Origin of the sequence: Paraburkholderia lebeckiae, from assembly GCF_050436225.1 — a bacterium.
GTDB lineage: Bacteria > Pseudomonadota > Gammaproteobacteria > Burkholderiales > Burkholderiaceae > Paraburkholderia > Paraburkholderia tuberum.
Genome location: NZ_JBNDLU010000002.1, coordinates 3,026,968 through 3,049,472 on the forward strand (window position 1 = coordinate 3,026,968; position 22,505 = coordinate 3,049,472).

The 22,505-nt window shown below is 65.6% G+C and carries 15 protein-coding genes; 7 read left to right on the top strand and 8 right to left on the bottom strand.

The annotated features are described in order from the left end of the window. Positions 1 to 148: 148 nt before the first annotated feature. Positions 149 to 2,203 (bottom strand): sigma-54-dependent Fis family transcriptional regulator, encoded by a 2,055-nt coding sequence (locus OKW45_RS28580; protein ID WP_429472473.1) that lies wholly within the window; start codon positions 2,201 to 2,203, stop codon positions 149 to 151. 310 nt (positions 2,204 to 2,513) lie between these two features. Here OKW45_RS28580 and OKW45_RS28585 point away from each other — a divergent pair, with 310 nt between their 5' ends. Further along, entirely contained in the window at positions 2,514 to 4,040 is a 1,527-nt protein-coding gene (locus OKW45_RS28585) for an aldehyde dehydrogenase family protein (RefSeq protein WP_429472475.1), read from the top strand. 67 nt (positions 4,041 to 4,107) lie between these two features. Here the strand turns inward: OKW45_RS28585 and OKW45_RS28590 are convergent, their stop codons facing one another. From OKW45_RS28590 to hemC, 5 genes are all read right to left on the bottom strand, one after another. Beyond that, positions 4,108 to 5,847, bottom strand: a complete 1,740-nt coding sequence (locus OKW45_RS28590) for a SulP family inorganic anion transporter (RefSeq protein WP_026225661.1) — start codon at positions 5,845 to 5,847, stop codon at positions 4,108 to 4,110. 114 nt (positions 5,848 to 5,961) lie between these two features. Further along, positions 5,962 to 6,990, bottom strand: coding sequence for an SDR family oxidoreductase (locus tag OKW45_RS28595; protein WP_429473380.1), 1,029 nt, complete (start codon positions 6,988 to 6,990; stop codon positions 5,962 to 5,964). A 235-nt stretch (positions 6,991 to 7,225) separates the two neighbouring features. Then, a complete protein-coding gene (locus OKW45_RS28600) occupies positions 7,226 to 8,416 on the bottom strand; it encodes a heme biosynthesis protein HemY (RefSeq protein WP_429472477.1) in 1,191 nt (396 codons plus the stop codon). Between the two features lie 2 nt (positions 8,417 to 8,418). Beyond that, entirely contained in the window at positions 8,419 to 10,410 is a 1,992-nt protein-coding gene (hemDX, locus tag OKW45_RS28605; protein WP_429472479.1) for a fused uroporphyrinogen-III synthase HemD/membrane protein HemX, read from the bottom strand. Continuing rightward, positions 10,410 to 11,408 (bottom strand): hydroxymethylbilane synthase, encoded by a 999-nt coding sequence (hemC, locus tag OKW45_RS28610; RefSeq protein WP_429472481.1) that lies wholly within the window; start codon positions 11,406 to 11,408, stop codon positions 10,410 to 10,412. The genes hemDX and hemC overlap by 1 nt, the downstream gene beginning before the upstream one ends. 548 nt (positions 11,409 to 11,956) lie before the next feature. Here hemC and ppc point away from each other — a divergent pair. The 6 genes from ppc to OKW45_RS28640 all read left to right on the top strand — a co-directional run bounded on the left by ppc (position 11,957) and on the right by OKW45_RS28640 (position 20,695). Continuing rightward, positions 11,957 to 15,196, top strand: coding sequence for a phosphoenolpyruvate carboxylase (gene ppc / locus OKW45_RS28615; protein WP_429472483.1), 3,240 nt, complete (start codon positions 11,957 to 11,959; stop codon positions 15,194 to 15,196). A 165-nt stretch (positions 15,197 to 15,361) separates the two neighbouring features. Beyond that, a complete protein-coding gene (locus tag OKW45_RS28620; RefSeq protein WP_429472485.1) occupies positions 15,362 to 16,174 on the top strand; it encodes a helix-turn-helix transcriptional regulator in 813 nt (270 codons plus the stop codon). A gap of 140 nt (positions 16,175 to 16,314) precedes the next feature. Further along, the gene (gene argH, locus OKW45_RS28625; protein WP_429472487.1) at positions 16,315 to 17,721 is read left to right on the top strand and encodes an argininosuccinate lyase; all 1,407 of its coding nucleotides are present in this window, start codon (positions 16,315 to 16,317) and stop codon (positions 17,719 to 17,721) included. A gap of 364 nt (positions 17,722 to 18,085) precedes the next feature. Then, complete coding sequence (locus OKW45_RS28630) at positions 18,086 to 18,619, top strand: energy transducer TonB (protein WP_429472489.1); 534 nt, start codon at positions 18,086 to 18,088, stop codon at positions 18,617 to 18,619. Between the two features lie 368 nt (positions 18,620 to 18,987). Further along, a complete protein-coding gene (locus OKW45_RS28635) occupies positions 18,988 to 20,295 on the top strand; it encodes an MFS transporter (RefSeq protein WP_018419749.1) in 1,308 nt (435 codons plus the stop codon). 220 nt (positions 20,296 to 20,515) lie between these two features. Beyond that, a complete protein-coding gene (locus OKW45_RS28640; protein ID WP_018419748.1) occupies positions 20,516 to 20,695 on the top strand; it encodes a hypothetical protein in 180 nt (59 codons plus the stop codon). Between the two features lie 34 nt (positions 20,696 to 20,729). Here the strand turns inward: OKW45_RS28640 and OKW45_RS28645 are convergent, their stop codons facing one another. Beyond that, positions 20,730 to 20,864, bottom strand: a complete 135-nt coding sequence (locus tag OKW45_RS28645; RefSeq protein WP_429472491.1) for a hypothetical protein — start codon at positions 20,862 to 20,864, stop codon at positions 20,730 to 20,732. Between the two features lie 521 nt (positions 20,865 to 21,385). Then, positions 21,386 to 22,390, bottom strand: coding sequence for a lipopolysaccharide heptosyltransferase I (gene waaC / locus OKW45_RS28650; protein WP_018419746.1), 1,005 nt, complete (start codon positions 22,388 to 22,390; stop codon positions 21,386 to 21,388). Between the last annotated feature and the right edge of the window lie 115 nt (positions 22,391 to 22,505).

A 22,505-nucleotide genomic window follows, 5' to 3' on the forward strand; every position in this document is an offset into this window, starting at 1 on the left:
ATCCGCGTGCGGTGCGCGCCGCCGGTAGAGTCGTGAAAATGAAAAGTGCTTCGACTACTGTGGACCGCACGCAAGCAAGTCGACTCATAGAGAAAACAATGGCCGGTCACCGCGGCCATTATCGACTGGTCCTGCGCAAACTCCCGCATCAATCCTGTTCCGCCACCCGCCCCGGCTGCACAGCCGGCATCCTGCGATAGATAGTGTTCCGCGAGACCCCGAGCGCACGCGCCGCGGCAGACACGTTTCCGCCATAGCGCGCCAGCGTCATCGCAACCACAGAGGTGGCAACATCCTGCAGCCGAGCACCGTCGGGCAGCGACGCATCGCCAGCAGCAGGCGCATTCGCAGCCGAACCGGCCGAAAGGGCTGCAGAGCTCGAAGCGGCCGACGCAGCAGAGTCCCCCTGTCCAAGCTCGCCATCGCCGCAACCCGCGCCCCCCACATCATCCAGAAAATCATCCGGCAAATGCTCCCACCGAATCACCCCATCCTCCTCCACCATCGCCGCCGCAGTGCGCAGCAGATTAGCCAGCTGCCGACAGTTACCCGGCCACGCATGTCGCCCGAACGCCGCCATCACATCAGCCGAAACGCTGAGCGCCTGCCGCCCCCCGCTTTCGACTGATTCCCACAGCAACATCTTTTGAACGACGACCGCGAGATCGCTCCGCTCACGCAACGCCGGCAACCGAACCGCAAGCCCGTTGATCCGATAGTAAAGATCCTCGCGAAACTGGTTCTGCGCAATCATCTCGCGCAAGTTGCGGTGTGTCGCGCAAATAATGGCGACATCAACAGGAACCGCCCGCGTCGCCCCAAGCGGCGTCACAACCCGCTCCTGCAAAACACGCAGCAACCGCACCTGCAACGAATGCGGCATATCCCCAATCTCATCGAGAAACAGCGTGCCTCCATGCGCCTGCATCAGCTTGCCGATCGCCCCTTTACGCCGCGCGCCGGTAAACGCTCCCTCTTCATACCCGAATAGCTCGGATTCGATCAGCGACTCCGGAATCGAAGCACAGTTAACCGCCACAAACGGCCCATCACCTCGCGGCGAATCGTTATGAATCGCTTGCGCGAGCAACTCCTTGCCGGTACCGGTCTCGCCGGTGATCAGAATCGGAATATCCTTGCCGAGCACCCTGTGAACCTTCGCGATCAGTGCGGACACACGGGCATCGCCAGTATCGAGATCGCCGAGCCGCGACAGTCCCGCAGCCGGTTGACGCGCATTCGCACACACCGGTCGCGGCGCGACAGCACCCTGCACATCGACGGCCCCACGCCCCAGCCCAAACGACGACCGCCTGAACTGCCCGCGCGCGCAAACCACCGCACCGTTGTGCAAATTCAGCAGCAGATGCGGCGCGACGCCATGCGTCAACCGGTCGATCAATTGCGCATACGAGATCTGAAACAGCGACGACAGCGTATGCGCGCGCAACGCAGCGAGCGAAAAGCCCAACTGAAACTGCGCACTCCGATTGGCGGACAGAAAGCGACCATCATCGGTAAACGCAATGATCCCTTCCATCAGCGTGCCGAGAAATTCCGGCCGTCCGTGGAAAGACACTTGCAGCACGTCGCGAAACGCTGTCGAGAACAGATGGTTTTCGATCATCTGCACCGACATCTTCGCGAGCGCCATCGTGTGCTGGTGATAGCTGCGGTGGTCGCCCGTCACGTCGAGCACGCCGGTCAGATCGCCGTACGGATCGAGAATCGGCACGCTCGAACAGGTCAGGAAGCGGTTTGCCGCCAGATAGTGCTGATCGCCATGAACGACCATCGCACACCCCTCGGCCAGCGAGGTACCGATCGCGTTGGTCCCCTGACGATCCTCGGCCCAGTTCGCGCCAGGCCGCAGCGCCACTTTTTCCGCGCGATGCAGAAAGTCGTCGTCGCCGATCGAATGCAGGATCAACCCTTCGGCGTTGGTCAGCACGATCATGCTTTGCGTATTGACGATCTGCTCGCGCAGCGTCTCCATGACCGGCATCGCATGCGCGCACAGCACCTGGTTCTGTTCGCGCTTCAGCGCGAGTCCCTTGTCGGACAGGATGTCGTAATCCGGCCGGATCGATGCGCGCAGGCCGAACGTCTCGGAGCGTTCGTGGGCTTTCTGGATCGCCGGTGCGGGCCAACCTTTGGAGCGGTTAGCCGCCGCCACGCCGAGCGGATGAACGTCGTCGCGCATTGTCTCCTCCTGAATGCGCCCAGGTCGTGCCGGACGCTTCGATGCGTGTCAACAGAATACTCCCTTTGTCATTCCGCCCGACGCGTGCGGCGACCTCGCGCGGGCCCGCATCCTTGATCTGCGTCAGCGTCGGCCGAATCTGCGGCGTTTCTGAACACCCGCTGCCCGCGCAACTGTTCCGAAACGGAACACTTCCGCCATGCAGCTCACCGTAATCCCTGAAATATCCCACTTCGATGCATTGGTACGGTTCGTGCCTGATGTGGTCCCGCGCAGTCACCCGATCAACATCACAAAACGGAGACAAGTGATGAATCCATTTGACCTGAAAGCCCTCGGCATCGACATCGAGTATCCCTATCGCCAGCGTTACGAAAACTACATCGGCGGCAAGTGGGTACCGCCGGTCGGCGGCGACTATTTCGACAACGTGTCGCCGATCAACGGGCAGCCGTTTTGTCGCGTGCCTCGCTCGAGCGCTGCCGATATCGACCTCGCCATCGACGCCGCGCACGCAGCGCGCCGCAAATGGGCGAAGACCTCGGTGACAGAGCGCGCGAACCTGCTGCTGGCGGTGGCCGAGCGCATGGAGAAGAACCTGAAGCTGCTCGCGGTCGCCGAGACGATCGACAACGGCAAGCCGCTGCGCGAAACGATGGCCGCGGACCTGCCGCTCGCCGTCGATCATTTCCGCTATTTCGCGGGCTGCATCCGCGCGCAGGAAGGCGGCATCTCGGAGATCGACGACAACACGGTCGCTTATCACTTTCACGAGCCGGCTGGGGTGGTCGGTCAGATCATCCCGTGGAATTTTCCGCTGCTGATGGCGGCATGGAAGCTCGCGCCCGCGCTCGCGGCCGGCTGCTGCGTCGTGATGAAGCCCGCCGAGCAGACGCCTGCTTCGGTACTCGTGCTGGTCGAACTGATCGGCGACCTGTTCCCTCCCGGGGTCATCAACATCGTCAACGGCTTCGGCAAGGAAGCGGGCGAAGCGCTCGCCACCAGCAAGCGCATCGCGAAGATCGCGTTCACCGGCTCGACGCCGGTCGGCAAGCGCATCCTGCACGCAGCCGCGGACAACCTGATCCCGTCGACGGTCGAACTCGGCGGCAAGAGCCCGAACATCTTTTTCGCCGACGTGCTCGATCGCGACGACGCGTTCCTCGACAAGGCGCTCGAAGGTCTCGCGATGTTCGCGCTGAATCAGGGCGAAGTGTGCACGTGCCCGTCGCGCGTGCTGGTTCAGGAGTCGATTTACGAGCGCTTCATCGAGAAGGCGATCGCCCGGGTGGAACGCATCAAGGCCGGCCATCCGTTGAACCTCGAAACGATGATCGGTGCGCAGGCATCGCAGCAGCAGCTCGACAAGATCCTGTCGTATATCGACATCGGCCGGGACGAAGGGGCGCGGTGTCTCGTCGGCGGCGAGCGCGCAACGCCTGGCGCCGGCCTCGGCGAAGGTTTCTACGTGAAGCCGACGATGCTGTTCGGCAACAACGATATGCGTGTGTTCCAGGAGGAGATCTTCGGGCCGGTCGCTTCGGTGATGACGTTCAAGGACGAACAGCAAGCGATCGAACTCGCGAACGACACGTACTATGGCCTGGGCGCGGGCGTGTGGACTCGCGACGGTACCCGCGCTTACAAGATGGGACGCGAGATCGAGGCGGGACGCGTGTGGACCAACTGCTATCACCTGTATCCGGCGCATGCGGCCTTCGGTGGCTACAAGCAGTCGGGGATCGGGCGCGAAACACACAAGATGGCGTTGTCGAACTATCAGCAGACGAAGTGTCTGCTGGTCAGCTATCAGGCGGAAGCGCTGGGGTTCTTCTAAGCGAAGGGCGCGTCGTCTATGGACGGCGCATGCCGGCTCTCCGGTGACCCAGCTCCAAGTCTGAATACTATTCCTTCCCAACCCCCTCGACATAGTTATCAACCGCACTGCTCACGGTCGGATGAAAGCACGCATCGCCAATCAGATCGGTCAACTCGAAGCGTCTGAGCTTGTCGCGAACCGGATCCTTCATCTCTGCGAAGTGCAGCGCGATCCCGCGCTCGTCGAGCGTGCGCGTCAGTTCCCGCAGCATGTCGGCGGAGGTGACGTCCACGCTCGTCACCGGTTCGGCCGCCACCACCACACGCCGCACCGGTGCCGGCGATTCGGCGACGGCTTCCTGCAGGCGCTCCTGAAACTGCTCGGCATTCGCAAAGAACAGCGGTGCATCCCAGCGAAACAGCACGAGCCCGGGGATTCGCTGGGCATGCGGATAGCGCTGCAAGTCGTGATAGCCGCGCAAACCTTCGACGCGACCGAGCACCGCGTAGTGCGGTCGCCAGCCGTCCCACAGAAATTCGATGACCGCGATCACCACCGCGAAGCAGATGCCGGGAATCGCACCGAACACCGCGACGCCGGCAAAGCAGGCCATCGACAGCCAGAACTCCCATTGCTGGATGCGGAAAATCCGCTTCAGGTCCGTGATCTCGAACAGACCGATCGCCGCCGCGATGACGACCGCGGCGAGCGCACTGTTGGGCAGGTAGCGCATCAGATTGGGCGCGGCCATCAGCAGCGCCGCGACCGCCAGCGCGCCGACGACGCCCGTCAGTTGCGTCTTCGCACCCGCCGCCTCGGCGACCGGCGTGCGCGACGAACTGCTGCTGATCGGGAAGCCGTGGAACAGGCCGGCCGCGAGATTGGCCGCGCCGAGCCCGACCATCTCCTGATTGGGGTCGACGCGGCTGCGAAAACGTGCCGCAAAAGTTCGCGACAGCACGCTGGTATCCGCGAACGAGATCAGCGCGACCGCGCAGCCGCCGAGCAGTATCTTGACCAGATCGGCGTCGGTGACCCACGGCAGCGCAAAGGTCGGCAGGCCTTGAGGAATCTTGCCGAGCACCTTCACACCAATGCTATCGAGGTGCAATGCGGTTACACACAACGTCGCAACGATCACGGCGATCAGGATGCCCGGCAGCTTTTCGAAGCGCTTGAGAAACAGGATCAGCACGAGGCTTCCAGCGCCCACCGCGAAGCTATACCAGTTGGATTTGCCATCGGCGATGGCCTGCACGAGGCTCACGATGTCCCGCAATGGCCCGCGCTCTTCGATCGAGATGGCAAACAGTTTGGGCAGCTGACTGATCAGCACGGCGAGCGCAATGCCGTTCATATAGCCGTAGCGAATGGGTTTCGACAACAATTCAGTGATGAATCCCAGCCGCAGCAAGCCCATCACGATACAGAACAGGCCGGACACGATCGCCATCATGCTGGCCGCCGCGATCGCGCGCGACGGGTCGCCCGCAGCGATTTGCACGACGACCGCCAGAATCGGAGCGGCGAGCGCGGAGTCGGGACCGAGCACGAGAATCCGGCTCGGACCGAACAGCGCATACGCCAACAGCGGAACGATCGTCGCGTAGAGGCCGTACACGCCAGGGACGCCGGACGCCTCCGCGTAAGCGATCCCAACCGGCACCAGCATCGTGGTCAGCACCAGTCCCGCCGTCAGATCGTTCGGCAGCCAGCTCAGCCGGTACGCCTTGAGCACCGTCAGTCCCGGCAGCCAGCGCATCCAGCGGTGTGCGCTGCTTACAGCAGTCTGTTCTTTGCGAGGAACTGGCCTGTCCGCTTCCATTTTTGGAATGTCCGTAGTCGAGGACGCCGCACCACGGTTTGTGGACGGTACCGTCATTCGAAGGATAGTCCAGACATTCCGTCGGCGACAGGGATGAGGCCGACCGGCCGCGCATCAGGACCGCTGGCGCCTCAGCAGCCACGCGACGCCCCCGGCCAGCGCCATCACTGCCGCGCCGTACACCGCATGGCGATGCCGATCGGTGAACATCTGCCAGCAGTACGCACGCGCTTCATCATCGAAGCGACCATGCGAAGTGTAGTGGCCCGGCACCGGCTCGTAGAGATTCGCGGGCGCATCGGCGGGCAACGGTTCATCGGTCAATTGCCCGTCGTAACCCGCACGCGCGAGATAGCGGTCGAGCAGCGTCGGCGCGATCCGGTTCGCGAGGATCGCCTTGACCGTCGACCACCCGACCCACACCTGCCGCCGCCGATGGGTGGCCGCAAAGTAGATCGCCCGTGCCGCCACTTCCGGCTGAAACACCGGCGCCACCGGCCGCGCCTTGCGCCCCGTGCGATTGAGCGCCCAGTCGAATTGCGGCGTATTGACCGCGGGCAGATCGACCATCGTCAGATGGATATCGACTCCGTCGTGCAGCAACTCGGAACGCAACGAATCGGTGAAGCCGCGCACGGCAAACTTCGCGCCGCAATAGATCGACTGCAACGGCACCGACCGGTACCCGAGCGCCGAGCCGACATTGACGATCGTCCCGTGCCCGCGCGCGCGCATCACGGGGAGCGCCGCCAGCATGCCGTTGACCTGCCCCAGATAGGTCACCTGCGTGCCGCGTTCGACATCGCGCGCGCTGAGCGCCGACACCGGCGCAAACGCGGTCGCCATCGCGACGTTGACCCAGACGTCGATGCCGCCCCACTCGCGCTTCACACGCTGCGCGGCGCGCTCGATCGCGTCGGCATCGGCGACATCGGCCGCAATGGCGAGTGCGCGCACGCCATAGGTCGCGGCGATCTCCTCGGCGGCACGAGCGAGCCGTCGCGGTTCGCGCGCGATGAGCCCAACGTCATAGCCCTGCCGCGCAAATTCGGACGCGCTCGCGCGCCCCACGCCGGCACTTGCCCCTGTAATGACGACGACGCCCTTGCGCTCGACGTCGCCGCTGCGGGTCCCGGTTTGCACCGTCACAGCGTCGCTGGCCACTTTGAACACCTCCGAGGTTGCGCATCCAGTGAGGTGGTGAAGCAAAGCGCAGTCCCGACGATTCGAGCTGGGGATCTGCGAATTGCGCGCGAGTCCAGCGCACGCTCGGCCGGCGGGACGCCGGAAAAACAAATGGCCGCAGCGCGGGGCTGCGGCCATCAGGTAGCGGTTTGCGGGGCTTGCGCGCTTCAGCGCATGGCCGAAAGCGCCGAACTCACGTCACATTCATCGCCAACGCACTCTCGCGATAGTGCTGGCTCGCCTTGTCGGTATCGCCCAACTGCTCGTGCAGACGCGCGAGCGCGCGATGCGAGCGGATCTTCAGCGTCTCGTTGTCGGCAAGCTTCAGCGCGCGTTCGAGGAACGACTGCGCCTTGCCCCACAACTGCTGATGCAGGCACAGGCGCCCCAGCGCGAACATCAGGTCCGCGTCTTCCGGCCGATCCTTCTGCCACGCCTCGGCCTTCTGGATCAGCGGCAACGCATCGCCGCCGGCCGTGTCCGGATAGCGTCGCAACAGGCGCGCATCCCAGTTCTGCGCGAGCGCCTCCTCGACGATCTTGCGCGCCTCCTGCGGACGGTTCAGCGCGACCAGCAGTTCGGCGGCGGTGTCGGCGAGGCGCGGCGAATGACGCTCGGTCGCCGACAGCGAGTTCCACAGTTCGAGCAGCGCGTCCGCATTGTGGCGACGATCGCGCAGCAGATTTTCCGCCGCCAGTTGACGCAGCCGCACCGCGACCGCCGGATGGATCGCCTCGCGCTTCTCCAGCGTCTTCACGAGCTTCAGCACTTCGCCCCAGTTCTTCAGCTGCTGCTGCGCGCGCAGCATGATTTGCTGCGCGTGAATGCGCCGCGCGCCCTGCGATTGCATCTCGGTCAGCGCATTGAGCGCGCCGTCGGCGTCGCGGCCGTCGGCGCGCATGTCGGCGGTGGCCATCAGGCGCGCGTCCTGCCAGTCGGCTTCGTCGATCTGCGCGAGCCATTCGTCGCGCCGCGCGTACTCATGCATGCGATGCGCGGCGGTCGCCGCGATCAAACCGGCCGCGCCCTTGTTGTCGCCATTCGTGAGCGCGTCCTTGGCGGCCTTTTCCGCGCGCGAGAAACGCCCCGCGTACAGGTTGCCGATCGCGTCGCGCAACGCCGCATGCGCCTTCGCGACACGCGCGCGTGCGCGGTACGCGGCGACGCGCTGCGGCATGCGCCAGACATTGCGGACGATGCGCAACAGCGCATAGAGCAGGATGAACAGCACCACTAGCCCGACGACGAACAGATTCAGCGACATGTCGACGCGGTACGGCGGATAGATCAGCAGCACTTGCCCAGCGTCGAAGCGCCCGCCCACCGCGAGCACGACCGCGACGGCGAACAGCGCCGCGAGCCATAGGAGTCCCCGGATCGCCATGATTAACCCCGGTTCCGGTATTGATTGACGGCCTGCAGGCTCGTATCGAGGTTCGGCAGCTCGACGGCGGCCGAACCGGCGTCCACCTGCTTGACCAGATCGATGACCGTCTGCGTGTCTTTCGACGACGCGTCGAAGTAGCGCGTCAACGCGGACTGCGCCGCCTGCAGGTCGGACTTCAGCGTGGTCTGGTTGCGCGACAGCAGCGCGAGACGCGCCGACAGCAGACGCAGCTTCAGGTTCTCGCGCACGAAGTAGCCTTGATCCGGCGTGACCAGCATCGCGTCGGCGTTGTCGATACGGCGCACCTGCACGAGGCTCGTCAGCTGTTCGCCGATGCCGTGCGTGACCTCGTCGATCCACACTTCCCAGCGCGGCTTGCCGGTGGCCGCGGCCACCTTCGCGGTGTCGGCCCACGTGGCCGCATGCGGCGTGGCACGCGGAATCGGTGCTTCACCCGACAGCGGCAGGCCGTTCACGTGATCGATCGCGTTGTCGAGCTTGATCGCGAGGCCGGTCAGATCGGTGGACGGCGCGGCCTTCAGCTTGTCGATGTCCTGCGCGATCGCCTTGCGCACCGCGACCGCCTGCGGACTGTCCGACGCCGCGAGGCGTGTATCGGCGCTTTGCAATGCGAACAGCGCGAGCTGCGTATTGCCGGTCAGCTGCAACTGCTGGCTCGCCGCAGACAGCATCTGCCCGACTTCGGCGAGCGTCCAGTCGTCGCGATTGCGCGCGAGATCCGCGTATTGCTGTTGCAGCGCCTGCTGCGCGGCCTGCGCATCGGCGAGCTTGCCTTCGAGCTGCGCGACCTGCGAGTCCGATTGATGCACGGTGGCGAGCGCCTGGTCGATCTTGATGCGCAGTTCGTTGGTCTGCGTGTCGTTGGCCTGCTGACGCTGCGCGAGTTCCTGCTCGGTGCGCACCAGCTTGCGGTTCATCGCGAAGCCGCCCACGCCCGCCGCGCACGCGATGACCACGATGACAAACCACAGCAGCGGTCCGCTCGTGCTGCGGCGCTTTTGCGCTTCGTACGGCGTGAAGGGTTGGTTCGGCGGCAAGGCGGCGCTTGCGGGCGGCTGAGGTGAGGCGTTCGTGGATGCGTTCGTTTCAGTCATGCGTGATTGAGCCGGGTTGGACGATACCGGTTGGACGACGGGAGGCACGGCGGCCGCGGCAACGAGGGCTCGGACTATGCGCTCGTCGCCCGCGCCGGACACCGTAATCCTATCAAAACCCAATGCCCGCGCGGTCTGCGCGATGCGCGGATGCGGCGTGACGAGCGGCGCGTGTTTGAGCTGCTCGAGCTCGCCGGCGGTCAGATGCTCGTGCGCGAGTTCGTGCAGATTGCGTACGCCTTCGGAGCTGGTCAGAAGCCATGCGTGCGGCGTGCCCGCGAGCAGTTCGTGCACGCGCGCCCATGCGCCGATCGACGGCTCCGGCACGATGCGCCGGTAAGCGGCCACCGCGTCGACTTCGGCGCCGGCTTCACGCAGGCGCTCGCTCAGCCATTCGCGGCCGCCGTCGCCGCGCACGATCAACACGCGCTTGCCTTCGAGGCCCGCGGCACCGAGTTGCGCCTCGATCGCGGCAAACAGGCTCTCGGAGTCGAAGCTCGTCGATTCGTCGTCGGCGCCCGCGGCGGGGCTGATCACGCGATGCTCGGGCGCGCTGACGCCGTGGCGCGCGAGCGCATGCACGCTGCCGGGGCCGACCACGCCGATCGGCAGCGCATGCGGCCAGATATCGTTCTGGCGCGCGAACGCGTGATCGACTGCGTTCGGCGACACGAACACGACGAGCGCGTAGCGTTCGAGCGACGCGAGCGCGGCGCACAACGGCGCGTCATCGATGACGGGCGCGATGTCGATCAGCGGGAAGTCGAGCGACGCGAGTCCGGCTGCTTCGAGCTGTTCGACGAGTTCGCTCGACTGGCCGGCCGGCCGCGTGATCACGACCGTGAAGGGCGCCTTCTCGGGCGAGACGGCGGCCATCACTCGCTGGCCGCCGCGCCGGGCGCGGCCGCGGGACCGCTCGCCGTGCTGAGCGCGCGGACGATGTCGAGGGCACCCTGCTGCACGAGCGAGTGCGCCACTTCCTCGCCGAGCGCGAGCGCGTGTTCGACGGTGGGCGCCGGCGCCGACGCCTGCGCGCTCAGCACGCGCTGGCCGTCCGGCGTCGCGACGATGCCGCGCAGATGCAGCGCGCCATCGCCCCAGGTTGCGTAGGCGGCGAGCGGCACCTCGCAGCTGCCGCCGAGCGCGCGCGATACCATGCGCTCCGCTTCGACGGCCGCCGCCGTGTGCTGATGATGCAGCGGCGCGAGCCATGCGGCGAGGTCCGCGCGATCGGCGCGAATCTCGATGCCGAGTGCGCCCTGGCCCGCCGCGGGCAGACTGTCCTCGGGATCGAGCAGCGCGCGGATGCGATCGGCGAGACCCAGCCGCTTCAGCCCGGCCGCGGCCAGAATGATCGCCGCGTAATCGCCGCGATCGAGCTTGGCGAGTCGGGTATCGAGATTGCCGCGCAACGGCCGCACGTCGAGATGCGGATAGCGCATGCGCAGCATCGCCTCACGCCGCAGGCTCGAGGTGCCGACCACGGCGCCGGCCGGCAGCGCGGCGAGCGAGTCATACTGAGTGGACACGAGCGCATCGCGCGGGTCCTCGCGCTCCATGATGGTGGACAGCGCGAAACCGGCCGGCAACTCCATCGGCACGTCCTTCAGCGAATGCACCGCGAGGTCGGCGCGGCCATCGGCGAGCGCGGCTTCGAGCTCCTTCACGAAGAGCCCCTTGCCACCCACCTTCGACAGCGTGCGATCGAGAATCTGATCGCCACGTGTCGTCATTCCGAGGATTTTTACGTCACAAGATGGATATAATTTGTGCAGCGCACATCGCACATGCTCGGCTTGCCACATGGCAAGGCGGCTCTCTCGCGACGCAATCACAAGCGTGTGGGGTGGCGTGGAAAACGTCTCGGTGTTCATTAGCTTGCTGCTGGATGTCGGGATGGAATAACAATCAATGTTAGCACGCGGCCTCGTTCGCGCCCTTTGGTTCCAAGGCACGGCGAAGCGCCGTGCGCAAGCGATATCGACGGAGGAGACGGGCTTCGCGTCATGCGCGAAAGGCCCCCATTCCGCGTTGTCACGTACGGTCGTTCGCACACTGCGCGGCGGCATGCGGGATGATGCAATGCGGCGAACATGCTGAGGCAATGCCTGCCGCGGGTTCGTCCCAGCGCGGGCTGGCAGCCCGTGGCCCCTCTCTCCCTCGTCGGCGTCGCGCGATTCGGCAGCGCTCTTGTCGTTCCGCGTACGCGGTGCGGCACGCGCGGACCGCTTCGTAGTGGGTCGAGCAATCGCGGTGTGCAGTCGCCGTTTCAAGTCTCCTCCGTTGCAGTTGCACTAGCAGTCCGTCTTGTAGTCCGTTGCGTAGTCCCTGTTGCACGCAGTTCACGTTGCACTTGCTGGTGGCAGTTCCGCAGTCGCAGTTCATCAATCAACAGACCCTGGCTTCCCCGAGGAAACTCATCGTGACGTCTTCCGGATCGGCGCGCCCCGCCCGCCGCAACACTGCCTCGCCCACCGCTCGCCCGGCCGACGCCGCGGCGCCTGACGCCCTGTCCGACGTTGTCGCGCACGCCATATCGTCGAGCGTCGGTCAACCTGGCGACACGCGCGCCGACCAGCGCGCCAGGCGCCGCGCCCTCGCCGCTCGCGCCACCAAAGCCCCGAAGGCCGCGCAGACCTCGGTGCCCGTCAAGCAGGACAAGGCGCAAAAGGCGTCGAAAGCCGGCAAGGCCAGCAAGGCTGAACAGGACGCGACGTCGGCCACCGCGCGCAAGCCGGCCAAGGCCAAGGTCGATGGCGACACAACACTCCCGCGCGCCGCGAAACCGTCGAAACTGAAGGACCTGCCGCAGGCTCAGTCCGCCGCCGCGACCACCGCGAAGAGCAGCGGTCGCACGCGCGAGGACAAGGACCACCCGTTGTTCCAGGACATCCGCTATCTCGGGCGTCTGCTCGGCGACGTGCTGCGCGAGCAGGAAGGCGAGGCGGTGTTCGACATCGTCGAGACGATCCGGCAGACGGCAGTGCGTTTCCGTCGCGAGGACGACAGCGCCGCCGCGCAGACGCTCGACAAGAAGCTGCGCACGCTGACGCCCGAGCAGACCGTCAGCGTCGTGCGCGCGTTCAGCTACTTTTCGCATCTCGCGAATATCGCCGAGGACCGTCACCGCAACCGCCGTCACCGAATTCACGCGCTCGCGGGCTCGGCCTCGCAGCCGGGCACGATCGCCCATGCGCTCGAGCGGCTCGCCGCGGCTGGTGCCGCCGCGACACCGGTGCTGCAGCGGTTTTTCGACGACGCGCTGATCATGCCGGTGCTGACCGCGCATCCGACCGAAGTGCAGCGCAAGAGCATTCTCGACGCGCAGCACGACATAGCGCGTCTGCTCGCCGAGCGCGACCAGCCGCTGACGAACCGCGAGCGCGCGCACAACGAAGCGATGCTGCGCGCGCGCGTCACGTCGCTGTGGCAAACGCGCATGCTGCGCGACTCGCGTCTGACGGTCGCCGACGAAATCGAAAACGCGCTGTCGTACTACCGCAGCACCTTCCTCGAAGAACTGCCGGCGCTGTACGCCGACATCGAGGAGGCGCTGAAGGAGCATGGCCTCGAAGCGCGCCTGCCGCCGTTCTTCCAGATGGGCAGCTGGATCGGCGGCGATCGCGACGGCAATCCGAACGTCACCGCCGAAACGCTCGAAAACGCGATCACGCGGCAGGCCGCGGTGATCTTCGAGCACTACCTGGAGCAGGTGCACAAGCTCGGCGCGGAGCTATCGATGTCGAATGTGCTCGTCGGCGCGAGCGATGCGCTGAATGAGCTCGCGGCCATCTCGCCCGACCATTCGCCGCATCGCACCGACGAGCCGTATCGTCGCGCGCTGATCGGCATATACACACGGCTCGCGGCGAGCGCGCGCGTGCGCCTGGGCGAAGGCAGCGTGCCGCTGCGCAGCGCCGGCCGAGGCGCGGCGCCGATCCGGGCGCTTCCCTACGACGACGCCGCCGACTTCGTGCGCGACCTCCACGTGCTGATGGACTCGCTCGCCGAGCATCACGGCGCGCCGCTCGCCGCACCGCGTCTCGCGCCACTCGCGCGCGCGGCCGAAGTGTTCGGCTTCCATCTCGCGAGCATCGATCTGCGACAAAGCTCCGACATCCACGAAGCGGTAATCGCCGAGCTGCTCAAGCGCGCCGGTGTCGAGGACGATTACGCGGCGTTGCCGGAAGCCGACAAGCTGAACGTGCTGGTCGCCGAGCTCGCGCAGCCGCGCGCGCTGCGCGTGCCTTCCGCCGACTACTCCGAGCTCGTGAAAAGCGAACTCGCGGTGCTCGAGGAAGCGCGCATGACGCGCGAGAAGTTCGGCGCGCGCGCGGTGCGCAACTACATCATTTCGCACACGGAGACCGTTTCCGATCTGGTCGAGGTGATGCTGCTGCAGAAGGAAACCGGCCTGTTGCGCGGACGCCTCGGCGACGAGCACGACCCCGCGCGCGCCGGCCTGATGGTGATCCCGCTGTTCGAGACGATCCCCGACCTGCGCAACGCGCCGCACATCATGCGCGATCTGATCGCGCTGCCAGGCATTAGCGCGCTGATCGAACATCAGGGCAACGAGCAGGAAGTGATGCTCGGCTACTCGGACAGCAACAAGGACGGCGGCTTCCTGACGTCGAACTGGGAGCTGTATCGCGCGGAGCTTGCGCTCGTGTCGCTGTTCAACGAACGCGGCGTGACGCTGCGTCTGTTCCATGGGCGCGGCGGCACCGTCGGGCGCGGCGGCGGCCCGACCTACCAGGCGATCCTGTCGCAGCCGCCGGGCACCGTCGACGGTCAGATCCGTTTGACCGAGCAGGGCGAAGTGATCGCGAGCAAGTTCGCGAATCCGGAAATCGGCCGGCGCAATCTGGAAACCGTCGTGGCCGCGACGCTCGAAGCGTCGCTGCTGCCGCACGACCACACGTTGGCCGAGCTGCCGGTGTACGAGGAAACGATGCAGCAGCTGTCCGATACGGCGATGGCCGCGTATCGCGCGCTCGTCTACGAAACGCCGGGGTTCAAGGAGTATTTCTTCGAGTCGACGCCGATCGCGGAGATCGCCGAGCTGAACATCGGCAGCCGCCCCGCGTCGCGCAAGCTGCAGGATCCGAAGCAACGCAAGATCGAGGATCTGCGCGCGATTCCGTGGGGCTTCTCGTGGGGTCAATGCCGGCTGCTACTGACCGGCTGGTACGGCTTCGGCAGCGCGGTGGCCGAGCACCTCGACAGCGCGCCGTCCGACGCCGAACGCGCGCGCCGTCTCGCGCTGCTGCAGAAGATGCACAAGAGCTGGCCGTTCTTTTCGAACCTGATGTCGAACATGGACATGGTCATCGCGAAGACCGACCTAGCGGTCGCGTCGCGTTATGCCGCGCTCGTGACCGACAAGAAGCTGCGCAAGCATGTGTTCGAGCGCATCGTCGCCGAGTGGGAACGCACGTCGAAGGCGTTGTCGGAGATCACCGGCAAGAGCGACCGGCTCGCCGAGAATCCGCTGCTCGCGCGCTCGATCAAGAATCGCTTCCCGTACCTCGATCCGCTCAATCACCTGCAGGTCGAACTGCTCAAACGCTACCGCGCGGGCGACACGAATGCGCGCGTGCGGCGCGGCATTCATTTGAGCATCAACGGAATCGCGGCGGGGTTGCGCAATACCGGTTGAGGTTGCCGCATTGGTGGACAAAAAGCCGGGTGTGGCCGACGCAGGTCACACCCGGCTTTTCTCATTGCGCGAATCCAGCCGCTACAATGGAGCCCGCCATGTACCAGTACAAGTTCATCAATTATTCTGGTATCTCAATTACCCCCTCCACGCGCAGCCGATAGCATGACGACGCCGTCCTCCGCCGATCACCCGCCGCCGCTCGACGCCACCCCGGCCCGCGCGCTCGGCGACTTCATCCGCGCCCATCGCGAGCGGCTGTCGCCGCAGGCGGTCGGGCTGCCGCCGGGGCCGCGTCGCCGCACGCCCGGTCTGCGGCGCGAGGAAGTCGCGCAGCTGTGCGGCGTGAGTCCGACCTGGTATACGTGGATCGAGCAGGGTCGGCCAGTGTCCGCTTCCGCCGATGCGCTCGCGCGCATCGCGGTCGCGTTGCGGCTATCGCGCGCCGAGCGCGCGTATCTGTTCGAGCTGGCCGCGCAACGCGATCCGGCCGACCCCGACCCCGCCGCCGCCGATGCGCCCGCCACGCTGCTGCAAACCGTGCAGCTCATCGACACGCCCGCCTACGTGCTCGACCGGCAGTGGAATGCGCTTGCGTGGAACGAGCGCGCGGCCGATCTGTTCGTCGGCTGGCTCGACGGCGCGCACGACCGCAACCTGCTGCGCTACACATTCACCGAGCCGGCCGCGCGCGCGTTGATCGTCGATTGGGAAACGCGCGCGCGGCGGCTCGCCGCCGAATTCCGCGCCGACTCGATCCGCCATCTGAACGATGCGCCCACACGTGGGCTGATCGATTCGCTGTCGGCCGCGAGCGACGAGTTCGCACGCTACTGGGCCTCCCAGGACGTCGGCGGGCGCGAAGGTGGCAGGCGCGAGTTCAACCATCCGCGCGACGGGCGCATCGTTTATGACCAGATCACGTTCAAGCCCGCGCATCGCGAGGATCTGAAGCTCGTGGTGCTGGTGCGCGAATAGGCCCGCGATGGGCGGCAGCGCTTTGGCCGCCCTCCCCCGGTGTTAAAATCTTCGTCTTTCTTCGCTGCGGCGGCGCTTTTGCACGATTCGCGCACTCGCGTTGCCAGCCTCTTCACCGCTCGTTTTTACCGCCCAACACCATGACGTCCCAACTGCACAAAAAAGGCGAAGCCTGGTCGGCTCGCTTCTCGGAGCCGATGTCGGAACTCGTCAAACGCTACACGTCGTCGGTTTTCTTCGACAAGCGTCTGGCGTTCGTCGACATCGAAGGGTCGCTCGCGCACGCGTCGATGCTCGCCGCGCAGAAGATCATTTCCGCCGACGACCTCGCCGCGATCCAGCGCGGCATGGCGCAGATCAAAGGTGAAATCGAGCGCGGCGAGTTCGAATGGCAGCTCGATCTCGAAGACGTGCACCTGAACATCGAAGCGCGCCTGACCGCGCTGATCGGCGACGCCGGCAAGCGCCTGCACACCGGCCGCTCACGCAACGACCAGGTCGCGACCGACATCCGCCTGTGGCTGCGCGGCGAGATCGACCGCATCGGCGAGCTGCTCACCGAACTGCGCGCGGCGCTGCTCGAGATCGCGGAGAAGAACGCCGCGACCATCATGCCGGGCTTCACGCACCTGCAGGTCGCGCAGCCCGTTACGTTCGGCCACCATCTGCTCGCGTACGTCGAAATGTTCTCGCGCGACGCCGAGCGCATGATCGACTGCCGCAAGCGCGTGAACCGTCTGCCGCTCGGCGCGGCCGCGCTCGCCGGCACCAGCTATCCGATCGACCGTCACGCCGTGGCGAAGACCCTCGGCTTCGACGGCATCTGTGCGAATTCGCTCGATGCAGTCTCCGACCGCGACTTCGCGATCGAATTCACGGCCGCCTCCGCGCTCGTGATGACGCACGTGTCGCGCTTCTCCGAAGAACTGGTGCTGTGGATGAGCCCGCGCGTCGGCTTCATCGATCTGGCCGACCGTTTCTGCACCGGCTCGTCGATCATGCCGCAGAAGAAGAACCCGGACGTGCCCGAACTCGCGCGCGGCAAGACCGGCCGCGTGAACGGCCATCTGATGGCGCTGCTCACGCTGATGAAGGGCCAACCGCTCGCGTACAACAAGGACAACCAGGAAGACAAGGAGCCGCTGTTCGACACCGTCGATACCGTCGCCGACACGCTGCGCATCTTCTCTGAAATGGTCGCCGGCATCTCGGTCAAGCCGCAGGCGATGCGCGACGCCGCGCTGCAAGGCTTCTCGACCGCGACGGACCTCGCCGACTATCTCGTCAAGCGCGGCCTGCCGTTCCGCGACGCTCACGAAGCAGTCGCGCTCGCGGTGCGCGTGTGCGCCGATCGCGGCTGCGATCTCGCGGACCTGACGCTCGACGAAATGCGCGGCGAACTGCCGAACGTCGCGCATCTGATCGGCGAGGACGTGTTCTCGTATCTGACGCTCGAGGGCTCGGTGGCGAGCCGCAATCATCCGGGCGGCACCGCGCCCGAGCAGGTGCTGGCCGCGGTGAAAGTGGCGCGTGCGGCGTTGAGGTAATCGACGCCTGGGCAGCGCCGTGAGTCTCAGCTTGCGGCGCGGCTGGTTGAACCGGGATCGAAAAGGTGGACCCGTTTGGCGGGTTCGCCTTTTTTATTGCCGCGTGTGAATGGCGAATCGAAGGCAAAAGAAAGCCCGCCAGAAGCGGGCTGAAAAGACTTCCACCGATACCTCAGCAAGAGGCCATCAGAGTGTAGGCGGGTTTCGCTCGCCGACCAATGCGCGCACATTTCCGGCCATTACAGCGGAAAGCAAAACGCGTCAGCGGGGCGCACGCACAATGACATCCGGCGGGCGAACGCCAATTGAATCCCGACGGTTTTTGACTACCATTCAATCAGGTTCTCCTCGTGGTTCGTCGACCATGCTCTCTCGCACTTCTCCCCCTCGTGTTTCTCACCGTGTGGCTCTGCGCTCCTTCACGGCCGCTCGCATGCATCGGCTATCGCTCGTCGCGCTCGGTGTTGTCGCCGTAGCCGGTTGCACGATCACACCGCTGACGCCGCACGAAACCGTCAGCACACCGGTGGCCGCGATCAACAGCGCGACGCTCGATCAATATCGCGAGGCGGTCGCACGACGGATCGTCGAGCGCAATCCGTCGTATGTGCTCCAGGGCAGGCCTCAGCCGATGCTGCGCTCGCTGGTGGTGGTGTCGTTCACGGTCGATCGTGATGGACACATCGTCGAGTCGTCGGTGTATCGCACGAACGGCGACGACGAAGCCGAAAGCACCGCGCTCGCGACGCTGCGCCGCTCGGCGCCGCTGCCGCTACCGCCCGGCAAGCTGCTGAATGGCCGCGGCCAGCTCGAGCTATTCGAAGACTGGCTGTTCAACGACAACGGCAAATTCCAGCTGCGCGAGCTCGCCTCGCCGCAAGCGGAAGCGTACGACTGAGCGCGGTTGGCGCGTGCGCTGACACGCACCGCCCAGCGCATCCGCGCATGGGTCGGCCACGCGCGAGCTACTCGAGTCATCGCGCATAACTCATAAAGCCCCTCTCGTTGCCGCGCAAACTTACGCCGCCATTGCTGCGCGACGAGCGCGCTCGCTATAATTTTCCGATTCCCCGCGCCGGAGCCTTCCGGCATGGCTCACGCCGTCCGCACACCCGCCGGCGCGGCGCATGAGCCGACTGCAGTGCCGCGCCGCCACCCCGCGTGCGGCGCCCAAACCTATACCTCAACGAGGATGCCGCCGTTGCGCGCCGCCTGTCTGCGAAGACGGCTCAGCGCGCCGCGGCCTCATACAATTGGAGACCCTGCATGTCCACTTCGCCGATTTCCGCCGCTCAGCCCGCAAGCGGGCAAAACAGTAGCGCGCGGATCATCTTCGCGAGCTTCATCGGCACCGCGATCGAGTTCTACGATTTCTATGTCTACGCGACCGCCGCGGCGCTCGTGATCGGACCGGTATTCTTCCCGCATGGCTCGGCCACCGCCCAGGCGCTGTCGGCGTTCGTCACGTTCGGCATTGCGTTCGTCGCGAGACCGATCGGCTCGTTCCTGTTCGGCCACTTCGGCGACCGCATCGGCCGCAAATCGACTCTGGTTGCGTCGCTGCTCGTGATGGGCCTGTCGACCACGCTGATCGGCTTCGTGCCGGGCTACGACGCGATCGGCAGCCTCGCGCCGATCCTGCTGTGCGTGCTGCGTTTCGGCCAGGGTATCGGCCTCGGCGGCGAATGGGGCGGCGCCGCGCTGCTCGCCACCGAAAACGCGCCGGCCGGCAAACGCGGCTGGTTCGGCATGTTCCCGCAGCTCGGGCCCTCGATCGGCTTTCTCGCGTCCAACGGCCTGTTCTTCGCGCTCGCAATGTCGCTCTCCGACGAGCAGTTCCGCAGCTGGGGCTGGCGCGTGCCGTTCATCGTCAGCTCGGTGCTCGTCGCGCTCGGGCTGTACGTGCGGCTGAAGATTGCCGAAACGCCCGCGTTCCAGGTAGCGATCGAGCGCAAGGAGCGCGTGCGCGTGCCGATCGCGACGCTGTTCTCGCAGCACTGGCAGCCGACCGTGCTCGGCGCGCTCGCGATGGTGGTCTGCTACACGCTGTTCTACAACGCGACGACGTTCTCGCTGTCGTACGGCGTCGGGTCGCTGCATATTCCGCGGCAGACGTTCCTCGGCCTGCTGTGCGTCGCGGTCGTGTTCATGGCAATCGCGACGCCGCTGTCGGCCCGTGCAAGCGATCGCTTCGGGCGCAAGCCGGTGCTGATCGTCGGCATCATCGCGGCGATCCTGTCGGGCTTCACGATGGCGCCGCTGCTCGGCAGCGGCGAGCCGTTGCTCGTGCTGCTGTTTCTCGTGATCCAGCTGTTCCTGATGGGCGTGACCTTCGCGCCGATGGGTGCGCTGCTGCCGGAACTGTTTCCGACCAACGTGCGCTATACGGGCGCCGGTGTCGCGTACAACCTCGGCGGGATTCTCGGCGCGTCGGTCGCACCGTATATCGCGCAGGTACTCGCCGCGCACGGCGGCTTGGCGTGGGTCGGCGCGTACGTGTCGGTCGCCGCGGCCGTGAGCCTTGTCGGCGTGCTGTGCATGCGCGAGACGCGTGATGAGAGTTTGATGAAATGATGCAAGGCGCATCGGCGAAACAACGCTTCCGTCGATGCGCGTTTGCCGAGGTTCGATCGATGCTGGACCCGCGCAGTTTTTACGCGTCTGCGGCAGCATGCAGCAGGCATTATTTCCTCGCTGTTTCCGCGGGCCGGCCCGGGTAAAACCCCCGCCTTGCGCGTCCTTTTGACTTGCCTATACTCCCTGACATAACCCTATAAAAAACGGGGAGATCCGCATGAACGTCCATCTTCACAATGCCGATATCGTGACGATCATCGCGCTGGCTTTGCTCGGCTCGCTGCTGCTCGCGCTGCGCTTCCGTCCGACGACATGGAAATCCATCGTCGTCGAGGCGCTGGCCGCGAACGCCGCGGCCATTGCCGCGGTGGTCGCGTTCGAAATGCTGGTCGCCTGAGGCTGGTGCTCCGGGCCTGAGCACGGCGCGCGGCTTAGCGGTAGTAGTAGCCGTGATGGTTGTAGCCACCGCCGCCGTAGTAATAGCCCGGCGCCGGCGCGACAACGCAGCCGCCGAGTGCCGATGCGAGCAGCGTGCCGGCCACGAGAGTCAGGATCAAGCGTTTCATGTTGTTCTCCATCGAGTCAGATTGATTCGAGCGCAAACCCCGAATGACCCGATTGGACACGATGCGCGCCGCTGCGAACGTTGCCATTTGTAAGGGAACATCACCGAGCGGTTACAGGACCGGCGCGCTGGATCGGCGCGTTCGATCGACCCGCACCGCTGCCGCCGGATCGCGCCACCATGGCGGAAAACACCGCCTATACTCCGTTGAGCGCACTGTTGCGATAGAAGCCTTGCTGGCCGCGCCAGCGTCGCCGCAATCGAGCGGGTCAACGCGCGCCGTGCGAGCCTCGACGCGCCGCGGCGTATCAGCTTGCCGCCTTGGCGTCCGCGCATCGGACGCTTCGGCCTCAAACGAAAAGCGACAGTTTTAACAGACGTGTAATCGATTCCTCTCCGCCCGCTGTTCCCCGACACGGGCGTTGTTTGAGGCGCGACGATGCAGTCCCCGCCAGCAAGGGCGGACTACGCATCGCGCCTCTTTTCTTTTGCGCAAACGATTGCGCGAGCGGGCGAACGGACTCAGGCGGCGGCTGATCCGTGCTGCATCGCGAGCACAGGCTCTGCCGCGTACACGTAATCGATCGCTTCGAGCGCCGCGCTGATGGGCGGCACCGAGTGGCCGTCGCCGATCGAGGTCGAGCGATACGGCGCCTCGACGCCGCAATGCAATGGCGACGTCGCGACGAAGATCATCACGGTGCGCTTCTGCAGCGCATGCGCGAGGTGCACGAAACCCGTATCGGTACCGACCACGAGCGCGCACGCGCCGATCATCTGCGCAACTTCAGTCACACTCAATCGCGGCAGCACGGTCGCGCCTGGCACCTGCGCGGCGATCTGCCCGGCTTCGGCAAGCTCACCGTCCGAACCCCACGGCAGCACCACCCGAAAACCGCGCTCGCTCAACTCGCGTCCAAGCGCCGCCCAGTGCGTGAGCGGCCATTTCTTGTCGGCTTTCGAGGTGGCGTGAAAGAGCGCGGCGACAGGCGCGTCGTGCGTCGCGAACGGCTGCGGGACGGTTTCGGGTAGCTGCAGGTCGTAGATGGGCGGCCCTTCCACTTCGTAGCCGAGCGCCTCGCTGGCGCTGATGCGCATGCCGTGCCACGCGTTGCCTTGCGGACGTGGGCCGAAACGCCCGGTGTAGGCGAACGCGGCGCCACCCTCGCCCAGATCCTGCGATTGATAGCCGATGCGCCGCGACGAGCGCGCGAGGAAGGCGATGATCGCGCTCTTGTAGACGCCGTGAATGTCGATGATGTAGTCGTAGCGATACGCGCGCAGCTCGGCGATCGATGCCCAGATCGCCTTCAGATCACTCCAGCGACGCGCCTTCTTGAAGCGGCGCAGCGGCGCGCACAGCACGCGATCGACGCCCTGGCTCCAATGCACGACGTGCGCAAATGCTTCGTCCGCCGCCCAGTCCACCTGAACGCCAGGAAATGCGCGTTTGATGTCGGCGACGACTGGCAACGCCTGCACGATATCGCCTAGTGAAGTGACCTTGACGATAAGGATTCGCTTCATTGAGGGTCTGTTGGTTGTTCGAAATTGAAAGTATTCTAGCTGACCTTCTTACCGATCCCCGCCAAATGGCCGTTGCGCGCGGTTCGATTCTCAATACGGCGCGTTACAGCAAAAA